General features: G+C 43.9%; 11 protein-coding genes. 9 read left to right on the top strand and 2 right to left on the bottom strand.

Annotated elements, in window-relative coordinates; all coding sequences use genetic code 11:
• Positions 1 to 94 precede the first annotated feature (94 nt).
• A complete protein-coding gene (locus G5B30_RS08265) occupies positions 95 to 2,095 on the top strand; it encodes a M13 family metallopeptidase (RefSeq protein ID WP_165319502.1) in 2,001 nt (666 codons plus the stop codon).
• A gap of 9 nt (positions 2,096 to 2,104) precedes the next feature.
• Here the strand turns inward: G5B30_RS08265 and G5B30_RS08260 are convergent, their stop codons facing one another.
• Positions 2,105 to 2,968, bottom strand: coding sequence for an AraC family transcriptional regulator (locus G5B30_RS08260; RefSeq protein ID WP_165319501.1), 864 nt, complete (start codon positions 2,966 to 2,968; stop codon positions 2,105 to 2,107).
• Positions 2,969 to 3,095: 127 nt separating this feature from the next.
• On the opposite strand from G5B30_RS08260, the gene fucP reads away from it, so the two are divergent.
• From fucP to G5B30_RS08220, 8 genes are all read left to right on the top strand, one after another.
• Positions 3,096 to 4,358, top strand: a complete 1,263-nt coding sequence (gene fucP / locus G5B30_RS08255) for an L-fucose:H+ symporter permease (RefSeq protein ID WP_165319500.1) — start codon at positions 3,096 to 3,098, stop codon at positions 4,356 to 4,358.
• Positions 4,359 to 4,360: 2 nt separating this feature from the next.
• Positions 4,361 to 4,690 carry an L-rhamnose mutarotase gene (locus G5B30_RS08250; protein WP_165319499.1) on the top strand — a complete coding sequence of 110 codons (330 nt, stop codon included), beginning with the start codon at positions 4,361 to 4,363 and terminating at the stop codon, positions 4,688 to 4,690.
• A gap of 4 nt (positions 4,691 to 4,694) precedes the next feature.
• Positions 4,695 to 6,359: a UxaA family hydrolase gene (locus G5B30_RS08245; RefSeq protein ID WP_165319575.1), complete on the top strand. Its 1,665-nt coding sequence runs from the start codon at positions 4,695 to 4,697 to the stop codon at positions 6,357 to 6,359.
• Positions 6,360 to 6,467: 108 nt separating this feature from the next.
• Positions 6,468 to 7,769 (top strand): alpha-L-fucosidase, encoded by a 1,302-nt coding sequence (locus tag G5B30_RS08240; RefSeq protein WP_165319498.1) that lies wholly within the window; start codon positions 6,468 to 6,470, stop codon positions 7,767 to 7,769.
• A gap of 4 nt (positions 7,770 to 7,773) precedes the next feature.
• A complete protein-coding gene (locus G5B30_RS08235) occupies positions 7,774 to 8,538 on the top strand; it encodes an SDR family NAD(P)-dependent oxidoreductase (protein ID WP_165319497.1) in 765 nt (254 codons plus the stop codon).
• 178 nt (positions 8,539 to 8,716) lie between these two features.
• Positions 8,717 to 9,568 carry a fumarylacetoacetate hydrolase family protein gene (locus G5B30_RS08230; protein WP_165319496.1) on the top strand — a complete coding sequence of 284 codons (852 nt, stop codon included), beginning with the start codon at positions 8,717 to 8,719 and terminating at the stop codon, positions 9,566 to 9,568.
• A gap of 26 nt (positions 9,569 to 9,594) precedes the next feature.
• Positions 9,595 to 10,425 carry an amidohydrolase family protein gene (locus G5B30_RS08225; RefSeq protein ID WP_165319495.1) on the top strand — a complete coding sequence of 277 codons (831 nt, stop codon included), beginning with the start codon at positions 9,595 to 9,597 and terminating at the stop codon, positions 10,423 to 10,425.
• Positions 10,426 to 10,430: 5 nt separating this feature from the next.
• A complete protein-coding gene (locus G5B30_RS08220; protein WP_165319494.1) occupies positions 10,431 to 11,219 on the top strand; it encodes an SDR family oxidoreductase in 789 nt (262 codons plus the stop codon).
• 25 nt (positions 11,220 to 11,244) lie between these two features.
• On the opposite strand, the gene G5B30_RS08215 is transcribed toward G5B30_RS08220, so the two are convergent.
• On the bottom strand, positions 11,245 to 12,300 hold the full coding sequence (locus tag G5B30_RS08215; RefSeq protein ID WP_165319493.1) for a patatin-like phospholipase family protein: 1,056 nt from the start codon (positions 12,298 to 12,300) through the stop codon (positions 11,245 to 11,247).
• Positions 12,301 to 12,377 lie beyond the last annotated feature (77 nt).

Below are 12,377 nucleotides of genomic sequence, written 5' to 3'. Positions count from 1 at the left end.
GAGATGCTAAAATTAATGATTATTCGGCATAAATTTGTTACTTAACCTTAATCACAGGAATTAATACCTTTGTAAGGTATTTATAGCAATAGCGATGAAAAAGATGTTTGTGTTAGCATGTGTTTTGAGTGGGATGCAGATCCTTCATGCTCAAAATCAGGTTGTTAATTTAGAATTTATGGATAAGAGCGTACGGCCACAGAATGATTTTTACAACTATGTCAACGGTACCTGGATGAAAACGGTACAGATTCCGGCGGATAAGGCCCGATGGGGCTCGTTTGATGAATTACGGGAGAGTACCGATATCGCCGCTTTAGCAATATTGCAGGAGTCGCTGACAAAGTCATTTCGGAAAGGAGAGGATGGGCAGAAAATCGGAGATCTTTATAAATCTTTTGTCGATTTTGATACACGTAATACATTGGGGCTGGCTCCTATACAAGGGCAATTGACAGATCTGGAGCAGGTTCATAACCTAGCAGAACTATATGATTACTTTATAAAATATGGAAAGGAGGGAGGGAATCCCTTTTTTGGCGGATATGTCTATGCCCACATGAAAAATAGCAGCATGAATGCTGTGTACCTTGGCGGTGGAAATTTGGGATTAGGTCGTTCCTATTATCAAAAGGAAGATGAAAAGAACAGGCAGACGCTGACCGACTATACGGCATATGTCAATACCTTATACAGTAAGACCGGCCAGATCACCAAGGATCTCAAAGGCCCCAAAGTTATCGCATTTGAGAAAGAAATTGCTTCCTACCTTAAAACGGTCGAAGAATCAAGAGACGCACAAAAGCGCTATAATCCGGTAGCGGTGAAGTACCTGAGCACACTGGTGAAAAACGTAGATATAGCTCGTTATCTGAAAAGCATGGGTTTCCATCCGGATACGGTTATTATCAGCGAACTGAAGTATTATCAAAATCTGGACAAGTTGCTCAACGCGGAGAACCTTCCGGTTATCAAAGATTACTTACGTTTTCATCTTATAAACGGCGCTACGGGATATCTGACGAAGGAGCTCGATGAATTGTCTTTTGAGTTTTATGGCCGGAAGCTGAAAGGACAGCGCGAACAAAGAGCGTTGGATAAAAGAGGGTTGGAGTTTGTGAACAATACGGTAGGTGAACTGTTGGGCAAGCTATATGTCAAGGAGCATTTTCCGCAGGAAGCCAAAGATGCCTGCGAGGAAATGGTACAATACCTTATCCGGTCGTTTGATATACATATCCGAAACTTGGCATGGATGTCGCCTGAGACGAAGGAAAAAGCGTTGGAAAAATTAGCGAAATTTACGGTAAAGATCGGGTATCCGGACAAATGGAAAGACTATTCGGGACTGGATATCGGCAATTCTCTCTATGAAAATGTGCGGAATATCCGTTTGTGGTCTTTTGAGGAAAATCTCGCCAAACAAGATAAACCGGTAGACAAATCGGAATGGGGGATGACACCACAGACGGTAAATGCGTATTACCATCCGCTTCACAATGAAATTGTATTTCCCGCAGCGATATTACAGCCGCCGTTTTATGATTACAAAGCGGATGCAGCGGTAAATTTTGGCGGGATAGGGGCAGTGATCGGTCATGAGATATCCCACGGCTTCGACGATGCTGGGTCACAGTATGATGGCAATGGTAATCTCAACAATTGGTGGACGGAAGAAGATCGAGAGAAGTTTGAGGCTGCCGCAGATGCTTTGGTCAAACAATTCGAATCCTATGAGCCTGTTCCGGGCGTGTTTGTAAATGGACGCTTTACACTGGGTGAAAATATCGGTGACTTAGGTGGATCTTCTGTCGCTTTTGATGCGCTCCAGCTTTATCTGAAAGACAAAGGAAATCCTGGGATGATCGACGGCTTTACGCAAAATCAGCGCTTCTTTTTGTCGTGGGCTACCATCTGGCGTACGAAGACGACCGATGAATTTGTCGTCAATCAGGTTAAAACGGACCCACACTCACCGGCGCAATATAGGGCATTTGGGCCTATTGTCAATCTGGATGGCTTTCATGAGGCCTGGAATACGCAGGAAGGGGATAAAATGTACGTGCCGAAAGAAAAGCGGATAGTGATTTGGTGACCCGTACGTTTATTTTGCACGCAGACTATGACGGTATTGGACTGGTGTCATGCCTGTAATGCTTTTAAATACTTTGTGAAAACTCACAGCATTATTGAATCCCGAGTCGTAGCAGATCTCTTTTAATGCATAATCCGGATTGTTCAGCAGTTTACAGGCGTTGGAGATGCGCAGCTCAAAAATCAACTGCATCGGTGTCTTGCCTGTTTTCTGTTTGAAGTAGCGGCTGAAGGAATTCTTGGTCATCTGTGCCAATTGCGCCAGTTGTCCTAATTCGATTTTATGGGTAAAGTTCTTGCGTATATATTCCATGACGATATTCATCCGCTTCATATCATCAGAATGGTTTATAATGACATAGCTGTCGCTTATTAAAGAATTGGGCGAACTGTTTTTAAAAAACCATAGCGTTTCTAAGAGTGCTGTTATTTTCAACATCCCTTCGGCTGTCATCATCTTTTGAAAAAGAGCGAAAAGTTCATGTACCGGCGTCAGCTGTATATGTAATGCACGCTGTGCTGCCATGGTAAGTTCGCGCAGGCTCCCAGCTTCAGGTAGGTGCATAAATTCATTACCGAGGCAATTTTGCCGGAAGTGAACCACGATACAATCTATCAACCCTTCTTCACCTTCCCGCTGATATTCGGGATCGAAAAGCCAATAGTGTGGAATGTTGGCACCTATAAGTATGACGTCACCGGCAACAAACTCCTGAATACAATCGCCCACAAACAGCTTTCCTGCACCCTGTATAACGAGGATAAATTCCAACTCTTCGTGATAATGCCATATATTGTGGTTTTTAGGCACACTATCACGACGGATGTTGAAACTCTGGAAAGTAGTCGACTGTAGATTGAGCTGTTTAATCATTTATTCTTATCGTTTTATAAAAACGTTATAAAGATGGTAATATTATTTATAACATGGGTAAAATAGTTCATATTATCGCCAAAAATAATAGCGTATTTAGCGGAACAATTATAATCTGTTAATACGTATGTCACAGACAAAGAAGTACACATTTGCAATTGTATTGATTACGTCCTTATTCTTTTTTTGGGGATTCATTCATAATCTTGACCCCATCCTTATCAAACATTTACAGAGTGCCTTTAGCTTGAGTCATTTTCAAGCTTCGCTGGTGGACTCTGCGGTATTTGTTGCCTATTTCTTTATGGCTATACCTGCTGGCTTAATTATGAAACGCTACGGTTATAAAACAGGGATATTAGTAGGGCTGAGCTTATTTTCTTTGGGCTGTTTCCTCTTTATTCCGGCGGCCAATACGATTAGCTACCCTTTCTTCTTGGGTGCATTATTCGTATTGTCCTGCGGTTTGACCATATTAGAAACTGCTGCTAATCCCTATATCACCGTGTTGGGCGATCCGGCCAAAGCTGCACAACGGCTTAATTTCGCACAGTCCTTCAATGGATTGGCGGCATCGGTCGCTCCCATAGTAGGCGGAATTTTTATCCTTGCGGAAGAACCAAAGTCGGCTTCTGAGATCGCGACAATGACCGAAGATGCCCGCAACCTTTACATTCAGGCCGAGACCTCTTTAGTAAAAGGCCCTTATTTCGTTTTAGGACTATTGATACTACTCGTTGCAGCTTTGTTCTTTTTTACGAAACTGCCGAATATCAAAGAAGAAGACGACGCGAAAGCGTCAAAAGGATTTTTTGGTGCTTTTCGGCATAAGAACGTACGGTGGGGTGTGCTTGCGCAATTCTTCTATGTCGGTGCACAGATTTATATCATCAGCTTCTTACTGGTGTTTGCAAAAGATGCTTTGGGCATGAGCGGGCAGGAGGGTAAATACTACGCAGGTCTGGCGGGCTTCTTATTTATGATCGGGCGGTTTATCGGTACATTCTTTATGCGATTCTTGGCACCCTATAAGTTATTGATTGTCTATAGTATTATTTCCTGCCTGTTGTGTCTCTTTGTCATTTACGGAACGGGAATAATGACACTTTATGCCTTGGTGGCTATCACGTTTTTTATGTCGATTATGTTCCCCACGATATTTGCCTTGGGTATTGAAGGCACCGGAGCTGACACAAAATCGGCCTCCAGCCTGATTATCATGTCGATCGTCGGGGGAGCGATCATCCCACCCTTGGCCAGTAAAATAACGGATATATCGGGCAATATACACTTGTCCTATTATGTCACGTTGTTATGTTTTATTATCGTCCTGTTATTTGCATGGAATAATAGAAAAACACCCAATACGGAAAACTCAACGAAAGGATAACGATGAAAAGATACGCGCTTGCATTGGATCTGCATAACGACCCTTCTTTAATAACGGCATACGAAGATCACCACAAAAATGTGTGGCCCGAAATCAAAGCGTCTATTCGGGAAGCAGGGATTACGAATATGGAGATCTATCGGTTTGGTAATCGGCTCTTTATGATAATGGAAGTTGATGACAATTTCAGTTTTGGCAAAAAAGCAGAGATGGATGCTGCAAACCCCAAAGTGCAGGAATGGGAGGAGTTGATGTGGAAGTATCAGCAAGCGCTACCCGGAGCGAAGCGGGGTGAAAAATGGGTCGTGATGGACAAAATATTTCAATTATAAGATGATGGAGAGCGAGAAACGAGCATTTCTGCAAATTCACCCGAAGGATAATGTGCTGGTCGCCCTACGTGACCTGCAAGAGGGTACTGAAATCTCATTCAATGGCGTAACACTGGTATTACATCAAGATGTGGCGGCGAAACATAAATTTACAATAAACGCTATCCCAAAAGATGGCGAGGTCTACATGTATGGCGTATTGGTAGGGAGAGTGAATCGGGATCTGCTGCCCGGCGAGCGGCTTGATGTGGATAATTTAAGACATGCCGCTGAAGCATTTCGGTTGGGCGAGCGAAAGCTGGACTGGCATAAGCCGGATAGCAGCAAAATTGCGGGTAAGACTTTCAAAGGCTATCACCGCAGTAATGGTACTGTAGGTACAGCTAATCACTGGTTGGTGATACCGATGGTCTTTTGTGAAAATCGGAATGTGTTGACCTTGAAAGCGGCATTAGAGGAAAAGCTCGGCTATCGGGTAGAAAGTAAAGACTATTCAGATGAAGTCGATGGGCTTATCGCGAGATATCAATCTGGTGCTTCCGTAGATGAGCTGTTAGCTACCGATTTGTCTTCGGTAAAGTCCAATACAGGTAGCAAGCGTCTTTTTCCGAATGTCGATGGTATCAAGTTTCTCAACCATGACATGGGATGTGGTGGCACACGCTTAGACTCGGATGCTTTATGCGGGCTATTGGCCGGATATATTGTACATCCTAATGTGGCGGGTGCGACAGTATTGAGTCTGGGCTGCCAACATGCACAAGCCTCGATTTTGAGTGAAGAGATTTTTAAACGTGATCCGCATTTTGGCAAACCCCTGTATATATTCGAACAACAGCTTGAAGGTACAGAGCAGACTTTAATGGAGAAAGCGCTCAAAGCGACGTTTGCAGGTTTAGTAGAAGCTAACCGGCAGACACGGTTACCGGCGGGCCTCGATAAACTGTGTATAGGTTTAGAGTGCGGCGGGTCGGATGGCTTTTCCGGTATATCGGCTAATCCGGCTTTGGGCTATTTGTCCGATATGTTGGTCAGTGTGGGTGGGTCGGTTATCTTATCGGAGTTTCCGGAGCTGTGCGGCGTCGAGCAGGAACTCAGCGATCGCTGCATAGATGAGGCTACTGCGGAGAAATTTATGCACCTCATGCGGACTTACAATGCCAAGGCAGAAGCGGATGGTTCGGGATTTTATATGAATCCTTCTCCGGGTAATATCCGGGATGGATTGATTACCGATGCGATAAAATCTGCCGGAGCAGCGAAAAAAGGAGGGACATCTCCAGTTACAAATGTGGTGGATTATCCCGGGCTGGCTAATAAGCCTGGTCTAAACTTGTTGTGTACACCGGGTAATGATGTGGAAAGTACGACAGCAGAAGTGGCTGCGGGGGCCAACGTAGTACTGTTTACGACGGGGTTGGGTACACCTACCGGCAATCCGGTAACGCCGGTTGTCAAGGTGTCCACGAATACAAAAACCTATGAAAAGATGCCCGATATCATTGATATCAATTGTGGGACCATCATTGATGGGGAAGAAACCATTGAGGAAGCCGCACATCGCCTTCTGGATTATGTGCTGGCCGTGGCGAGTGGTGAGGTGACATCTAAAGCGGTATTGCTGGGCCAAGATGATTTTATCCCTTGGCGGCGGGGCGTATCATTATAAACACGTATAAAATAATTGAATTATGAAACCATCATGATTTATTCAATCACACAGAGGAATGAATAAATCTGATAGCTTCATCACCGCTAAAAAACAAATTATATACAGATGAAAAAGCTTATTATTCTACTCGTTGCATGTAGTGTATTCAGCAGTTTACATGCACAAAAGTATCAACCCACGTCCGAAAACCTGGCGAATAGGCAATGGTTCGAAGATGCAAAATTCGGTGTTTTCATTCACTGGGGCGTATATAGTATCTTAGGAGATGGCGAGTGGGTTATGAATCAACAGAAATTTGCATTGCATGAGTATGAGCTTCTTCCTAAGTTTTTTAATCCCATCGATTTCGATGCGAAAGAATGGGCACGTCTGTTCAAGTCTGCTGGTGCACACTATGTCACATTTACCAGTCGTCACCATGACGGTTTCTCGATGTGGGACTCGAATGCTTCAGCTTACAACATTGTTCAAGCGACACCGTTTAAACGCGACATCGTTAAGGAACTGGCAGAAGCATGCCGGGTGGAGGGTCTGAAGATCATGTTTTATTATTCGTTATTGGACTGGCACCGGGACGATTATCTTCCTGCTGGCAGGACCGGAAGAGAGATTGCCGACCGGGACAGTACGAAAGGTAATTGGAATAGCTATATCCGGTTTATGAAGGCGCAGCTAACGGAGCTACTGACCAACTATGGACGCATCGACGGTATTTGGTTTGACGGGGATTGGGACAAACCCAAAGCAGACTGGAGATATGAAGAAATTTATAGTCTGATCCATCGCTTGCAGCCGCAATGTCTTGTCGGCAATAACCATCATAAAGCACCCATAGACGGTGAAGATTTCCAGATGTTTGAACGCGATTTGCCGGGACATAATACGACCGGCTTTGGTACTAAAGCTGAAGATGTGGGCAAACTACCGAAAGAAGTCTGCGGCACCATTGGCGGTTCGTGGGGCTTCAATATCAAGGATAGAAAGCAAAAGTCGTTTCAAGAAGTATTGGCGTATCTCGTGAAAGCATCAGGCTATGGTGCGAATTTATTGCTGAATGTCGGACCGATGCCGAATGGTGAAATCCAGGATTATCAGCAAGATCGACTGCGTGAGCTGGGGCAATGGCTGACAAAATATGGGGATGCGATCTATGGAACGGAAGGAGGATTTATACCACCTAATGATGATTATGCATTAACGAAAAAAGGAAAGGAAATCTATCTTCATATCTTAAACACAAGTAATACGGAGATTGAAGTAGATAATTTTGACGTTCCTATCCAATCGATCACAACCTTTGGAACAAAAGATAAGGTCTCTTATACACGGAAAGACAGTGTGCTGAAGGTGAATTTACCAAAAAGCGGTGCAGAAATAGAACCTTACGTATTAACAATAAAAATATAAAACTATGTCGAAACTAACGGGAAAGGTCGCTGTCGTGACTGGTGGCGGATCCGGAATAGGCGAGGCAATTGTAGAGCTTTTTGCAAAAGAAGGGGCTGTTGTCCATATCATAGACCGCAATGAGGAAGGATCGCAACTGGTTGTCGATTCGGTACACAAAGCGGGTGGACGGGCTATTGCGCATATCTGTGACGTTACGAATCAGCATGACATCCAATCTACCGTGGACGCCATCGGACGGGTCGATATTCTGGTCAACAACGCGGGGATAGCGCATGTGGGTAATCTTGAGAATTGCACAGAAGCCGATTTTGATCGGGTGTTTCAGGTCAATGTGAAAGGGGCATACAATGCGTTATATGCGGTAATCCCAACGATGAAAACTTATCGAAGTGGTGCAATCTTAAATTTGGCCTCTATTGCAGCGGTAGTGGGGATTGCTGACCGCTTTGCATACTCGATGAGTAAAGGCGCGATTTATGCTATGAGCATGTCTGTCGCCCGCGACTATATGAAATATAATATTCGGAGCAACTCCATTTCGCCAGCTCGTGTACACACGCCTTTTGTGGATGGTTTTATTGCAAAGAATTATCCAGGTGAAGAGCGGGAAATGTTCGAAAAGCTGTCGCAATCTCAACCCATCGGACGTATGGCAAAGCCGACAGAAATTGCACAGTTGGCCTTATTTCTGTGTTCGGATGATGCCGGTTTCATTACGGGAAATGATTATCCGATTGACGGTGGGTTCATCAAATTGAACAATTGATAATGCAAAGCATTTTATCTAAGTTTGGTGTCCTATTGATCAATTAAACATAGATAATAAACAAAAAAATAAACAGATGAACCCGACATGATTGAAATAATTATTAAATACACAGAGAAATAATTATTTCAATCATCAAAGGCTCCATCTGACAGACAAAAAACAAAACAATAAACAGATGAAATTAATACGTTACGGCGAAGCCGGAAAAGAAAAAATTGGAGTACAGATAGCGGATAAGAATTATGATGTGTCTGCGTTTGGCGGAGATTATGACGAGCTTTTTTTTGAGGAAAATGGCTTGGCTCGCCTAGAGCAATTTGTGAAGGCAAATAATGGAAAATTGGACGAAATCCCCGCAGGAACCCGTCTTGGCCCCCCATTTGCACGGCCATCAAAAATCGTCTGTATCGGTTTGAATTATAGAGATCATGCCGAAGAGACCGGTGCTGCAATCCCAACAGAGCCTATCATATTTATGAAATCAACTACGGCGTTAGTGGGACCAGATGATCACGTCGTTATTCCGAAAAACTCCGTGAAAACAGATTGGGAAGTAGAATTTGGCATCGTGATCGGAACGAAAGCTACCTACGTAGAAGAGCATGACGCCTTAGATTATGTGGCGGGTTACGTCTTGCACAATGATGTATCGGAACGCGAATTCCAATTGGAACGGAGTGGTACTTGGGATAAAGGTAAAGGGTGTGATACTTTTGCTCCGATGGGCCCCGTGATGACCACGACGGATGAGATCCCGGATATCAACAACATACGTTTGTGGTTGAAAGTCAATGGTGAAATTTTCCAAGATGGAAATACCAAGAATTTGATTTTTTCCGTTCCCTATATTGTGTCCTATGTGTCGCAATTTATGACTTTACTTCCAGGGGATGTGATCTCCACAGGTACACCTGCCGGAGTAGGTCTTGGATTTAATCCACCTATTTATTTGAAAGAAGGTGACGTTATCGAACTCGGAGCAGAATATCTGGGTGAACAACGTCAGGAGGTGATCAACTGGCGGTAGTTTTTATCTTTATTCCCTAAAAAAGCATGCGCATTGATGCTCATCAACATTTTTGGCTATATAACCCCGTGCGGGACGCATGGATAGGTGATGATATGCAGACCATTCGGCGTAATTTTTTGCCCAATGATATCTCCCAGACCCTAAAAGACAATCAGATCGATGGTATTATCGCTGTACAGGCCGATCAATCCCACCACGAAACCCATTTTTTGGTAGAGCTGGCCCAGGTATACAAAGTCATCAAAGGTGTCGTAGGCTGGGTAGATCTGCGTGCTGAAAATATAGAGGAGCATCTGCAGGGTTTTTCGGAAATTCCTATTATAAAGGGCTTTCGTCATATTATCGAAGCTGAGGCCGATGCAGACTTTTTATCGCGTGCTCATTTCCAGCGTGGGATTGAAGCGTTGACAACTTATGGATACACGTATGATTTATTGATCGGATCTCAGCACTATAAGAGTACGTTAGCTTGCGTAGCTGCGAACCCACAGCAAAAGTTTATGTTGGATCATATGGCCAAGCCGCCGGTTAAATCGGGACAGTTTGATGAATGGGCAGTTTTTATCCGTGAGCTTGCCGCCTTCCCTGAGGTGTACTGTAAAATTTCAGGTCTGGTCACCGAAGCGGACTGGAAAAATTGGAAAGTTGGTGATTTTGAGAGCTGTATTGCGCATGCTGTCGATTGCTTTGGTACGGCGCGTATCTGTTTTGGATCAGACTGGCCGGTAAGCTTGTTGGCCGCGAGATATGAAGATTGCCTGCAGATCGCAGCAGCACATCTGACCGATTTTACGGCGCAAGAATTAAGAGGCTTCTGGGGTGAAAATGCGACAAGATTTTATGGTTTAAAATAGGGATTATGAACTTGAATTTGAAAGATAAAGTAGTTATTGTTACGGGAGGCGCTAAAGGTATAGGCAAGGCTATAGCGGTAGCTTTAGCAGAAGAGGGTGCTATTCCTGTCATTGTAGGGCGCAAGCAAGAAGACAACAACAAAGCAAAAGCTGAGATAGAACAGTTGGGGGGAAGGGCACTGTGTGTGGAAGCTGAACTTACAAATCCAGAAGCCAGTAAAAAGGCCGTGGAAGAAACTTTAGCCATCTTTGGTCGAATAGACGCGGTTGTCAATAACGCAGGGTACAACGATGGTGTCGGGTTGGAAGGTGGCGACTACGAAGGCTTTGTAAATTCACTTCATAAAAATGTGGTCCATTATTATCTGATGGTGCATCACGCTCTGGATGCTTTAAAAAAATCCAAAGGCAGCATATTGAATATCAGTTCAAAAACCGCTGTGACAGGGCAGGGAGGCACGTCGGGCTATGCAGCCTCAAATGGAGCTCGGAATGCACTGACGCGGGAATGGGCCGTTGAACTCCTTCCTTATAGTATTCGGGTAAATGCTATTATAGTGGCTGAATGTGCTACCCCCCAATACGACACATGGATACAGTCATTGGATAACCCCGAGGAAACATTGCGGAAGATAACAGATCGTATCCCTTTAGAACACCGGATGACGACAGCGGAAGAAATTGCGCATACCGCAGTATTTCTTCTCTCCGAGAAGTCAAGTCACACGACAGGTCAGTTGCTGTATGTGGATGGTGGATACGTTCACTTGGACCGTGCTTTAATCCGGGAATAGCGAATCCAGCAAAAGGTAGCGCTTGCTACCGGTATAAGAAGTTCCAGACCGACTTTTTTCGTTTTTCAACTTCCTTCTGATCTTCTATGAGATCTTGGGCAAGTGTGGTTAACACGTTTTCATTTTCGCTGATAACCTTGTCTGCTAAGGCTACTATTTTCTGAATATTAGACTTGCTGGCAGCATCCATTGCCGGGTTGATCGAAGAAAGGTTGTTCGGTTCGATACGGATATAATTTCCTAGCCGGTTGACCGAACGAAACAACTGGCGAAGGAAATAATCGTTACTTTCCGACGAGCTCGCCGTCATAATATCCACGAGAGCGGGACCGATAGAGATCGCCTTTTTCTTTTTAAAATCCTCGTAATTATAGGCGTTTTTTGTGATTCCAGTACCCAGTGAAAGTATATGGATGTCATTAATATTGAACGTATTGAACGTCTTTAGTACCTCCAAAAGAGCGGCTATGCTCGGATTGTGGGCAAACAATCCACCATCAATAAGCACATATCTTGTATTCGCCAGTGAAAAAATCTCTGCTACCGAGAAGAAGGTAGGAGCCGCAGAAGTGGCCCGACAGACGTCCCTTAAATAAAAATCACGTGACTCTCCATGTGTGATTGCTTTTTGTTGCCGAAATAAATGATTTTTACGCAGTTCAATATTATAGGCGGTTATAATGCAAGGTTTGACGAGCTGACTTAACTTGGTGTCACCAAAATAATCCAGCAAGATGTTTTCTATAATATCCGCGTCATAAAGCTCACTCAATAGTCCGAACTTATTCAGGAATCTACGCCAGTTGTGTGTCGAAAATATCTGTTCACCGTGATCGAGGTAGATATTAAGAGCCTCTCTCGCACTGTATTTTGGTTTTCTAGGGTCTTCATCAGAGGGATATAATAGTATCGCCGTTAAGATTCCACCTGTACTCGTTCCTGAAAAAAAATCAAAATAGTCGGAGATATGCGTACTGGGGTCGCCACTAAGTTCTTTTAATCTGTCTTCAAGTGCGGCAATGACCATCCCGGGTATGATACCCCGAATACCTCCACCGTCTATAGAGAGAATTCTTTTCATCTATTCGTATATCATGAGCTACGAATAAAATTAGGTATTTATCGCAAAAAAGAGAAATATACCGAATTAATATCTGT

Origin of the sequence: Sphingobacterium sp. SGG-5, assembly GCF_011043525.1 — a bacterium.
Taxonomy (GTDB): Bacteria; Bacteroidota; Bacteroidia; order Sphingobacteriales; family Sphingobacteriaceae; genus Sphingobacterium.
Note: the sequence above shows the minus strand (reverse complement) of the source record. Positions and strands in the feature narration are given on the sequence as shown.

Excerpts from the sequence above, each read along its gene's own strand:
- G5B30_RS08265 (WP_165319502.1), top strand. The coding sequence starts at position 95 with ATGAAAAAGATGTTTGTGTTAGCATGTGTTTTGAGTGGGATGCAGATC.
- G5B30_RS08260 (WP_165319501.1), bottom strand. The coding sequence starts at position 2,968 with ATGATTAAACAGCTCAATCTACAGTCGACTACTTTCCAGAGTTTCAAC.
- fucP (WP_165319500.1), top strand. The coding sequence starts at position 3,096 with ATGTCACAGACAAAGAAGTACACATTTGCAATTGTATTGATTACGTCC.
- G5B30_RS08250 (WP_165319499.1), top strand. The coding sequence starts at position 4,361 with ATGAAAAGATACGCGCTTGCATTGGATCTGCATAACGACCCTTCTTTA.
- G5B30_RS08245 (WP_165319575.1), top strand. The coding sequence starts at position 4,695 with ATGGAGAGCGAGAAACGAGCATTTCTGCAAATTCACCCGAAGGATAAT.
- G5B30_RS08240 (WP_165319498.1), top strand. The coding sequence starts at position 6,468 with ATGAAAAAGCTTATTATTCTACTCGTTGCATGTAGTGTATTCAGCAGT.
- G5B30_RS08235 (WP_165319497.1), top strand. The coding sequence starts at position 7,774 with ATGTCGAAACTAACGGGAAAGGTCGCTGTCGTGACTGGTGGCGGATCC.
- G5B30_RS08230 (WP_165319496.1), top strand. The coding sequence starts at position 8,717 with ATGAAATTAATACGTTACGGCGAAGCCGGAAAAGAAAAAATTGGAGTA.
- G5B30_RS08225 (WP_165319495.1), top strand. The coding sequence starts at position 9,595 with ATGCGCATTGATGCTCATCAACATTTTTGGCTATATAACCCCGTGCGG.
- G5B30_RS08220 (WP_165319494.1), top strand. The coding sequence starts at position 10,431 with ATGAACTTGAATTTGAAAGATAAAGTAGTTATTGTTACGGGAGGCGCT.
- G5B30_RS08215 (WP_165319493.1), bottom strand. The coding sequence starts at position 12,300 with ATGAAAAGAATTCTCTCTATAGACGGTGGAGGTATTCGGGGTATCATA.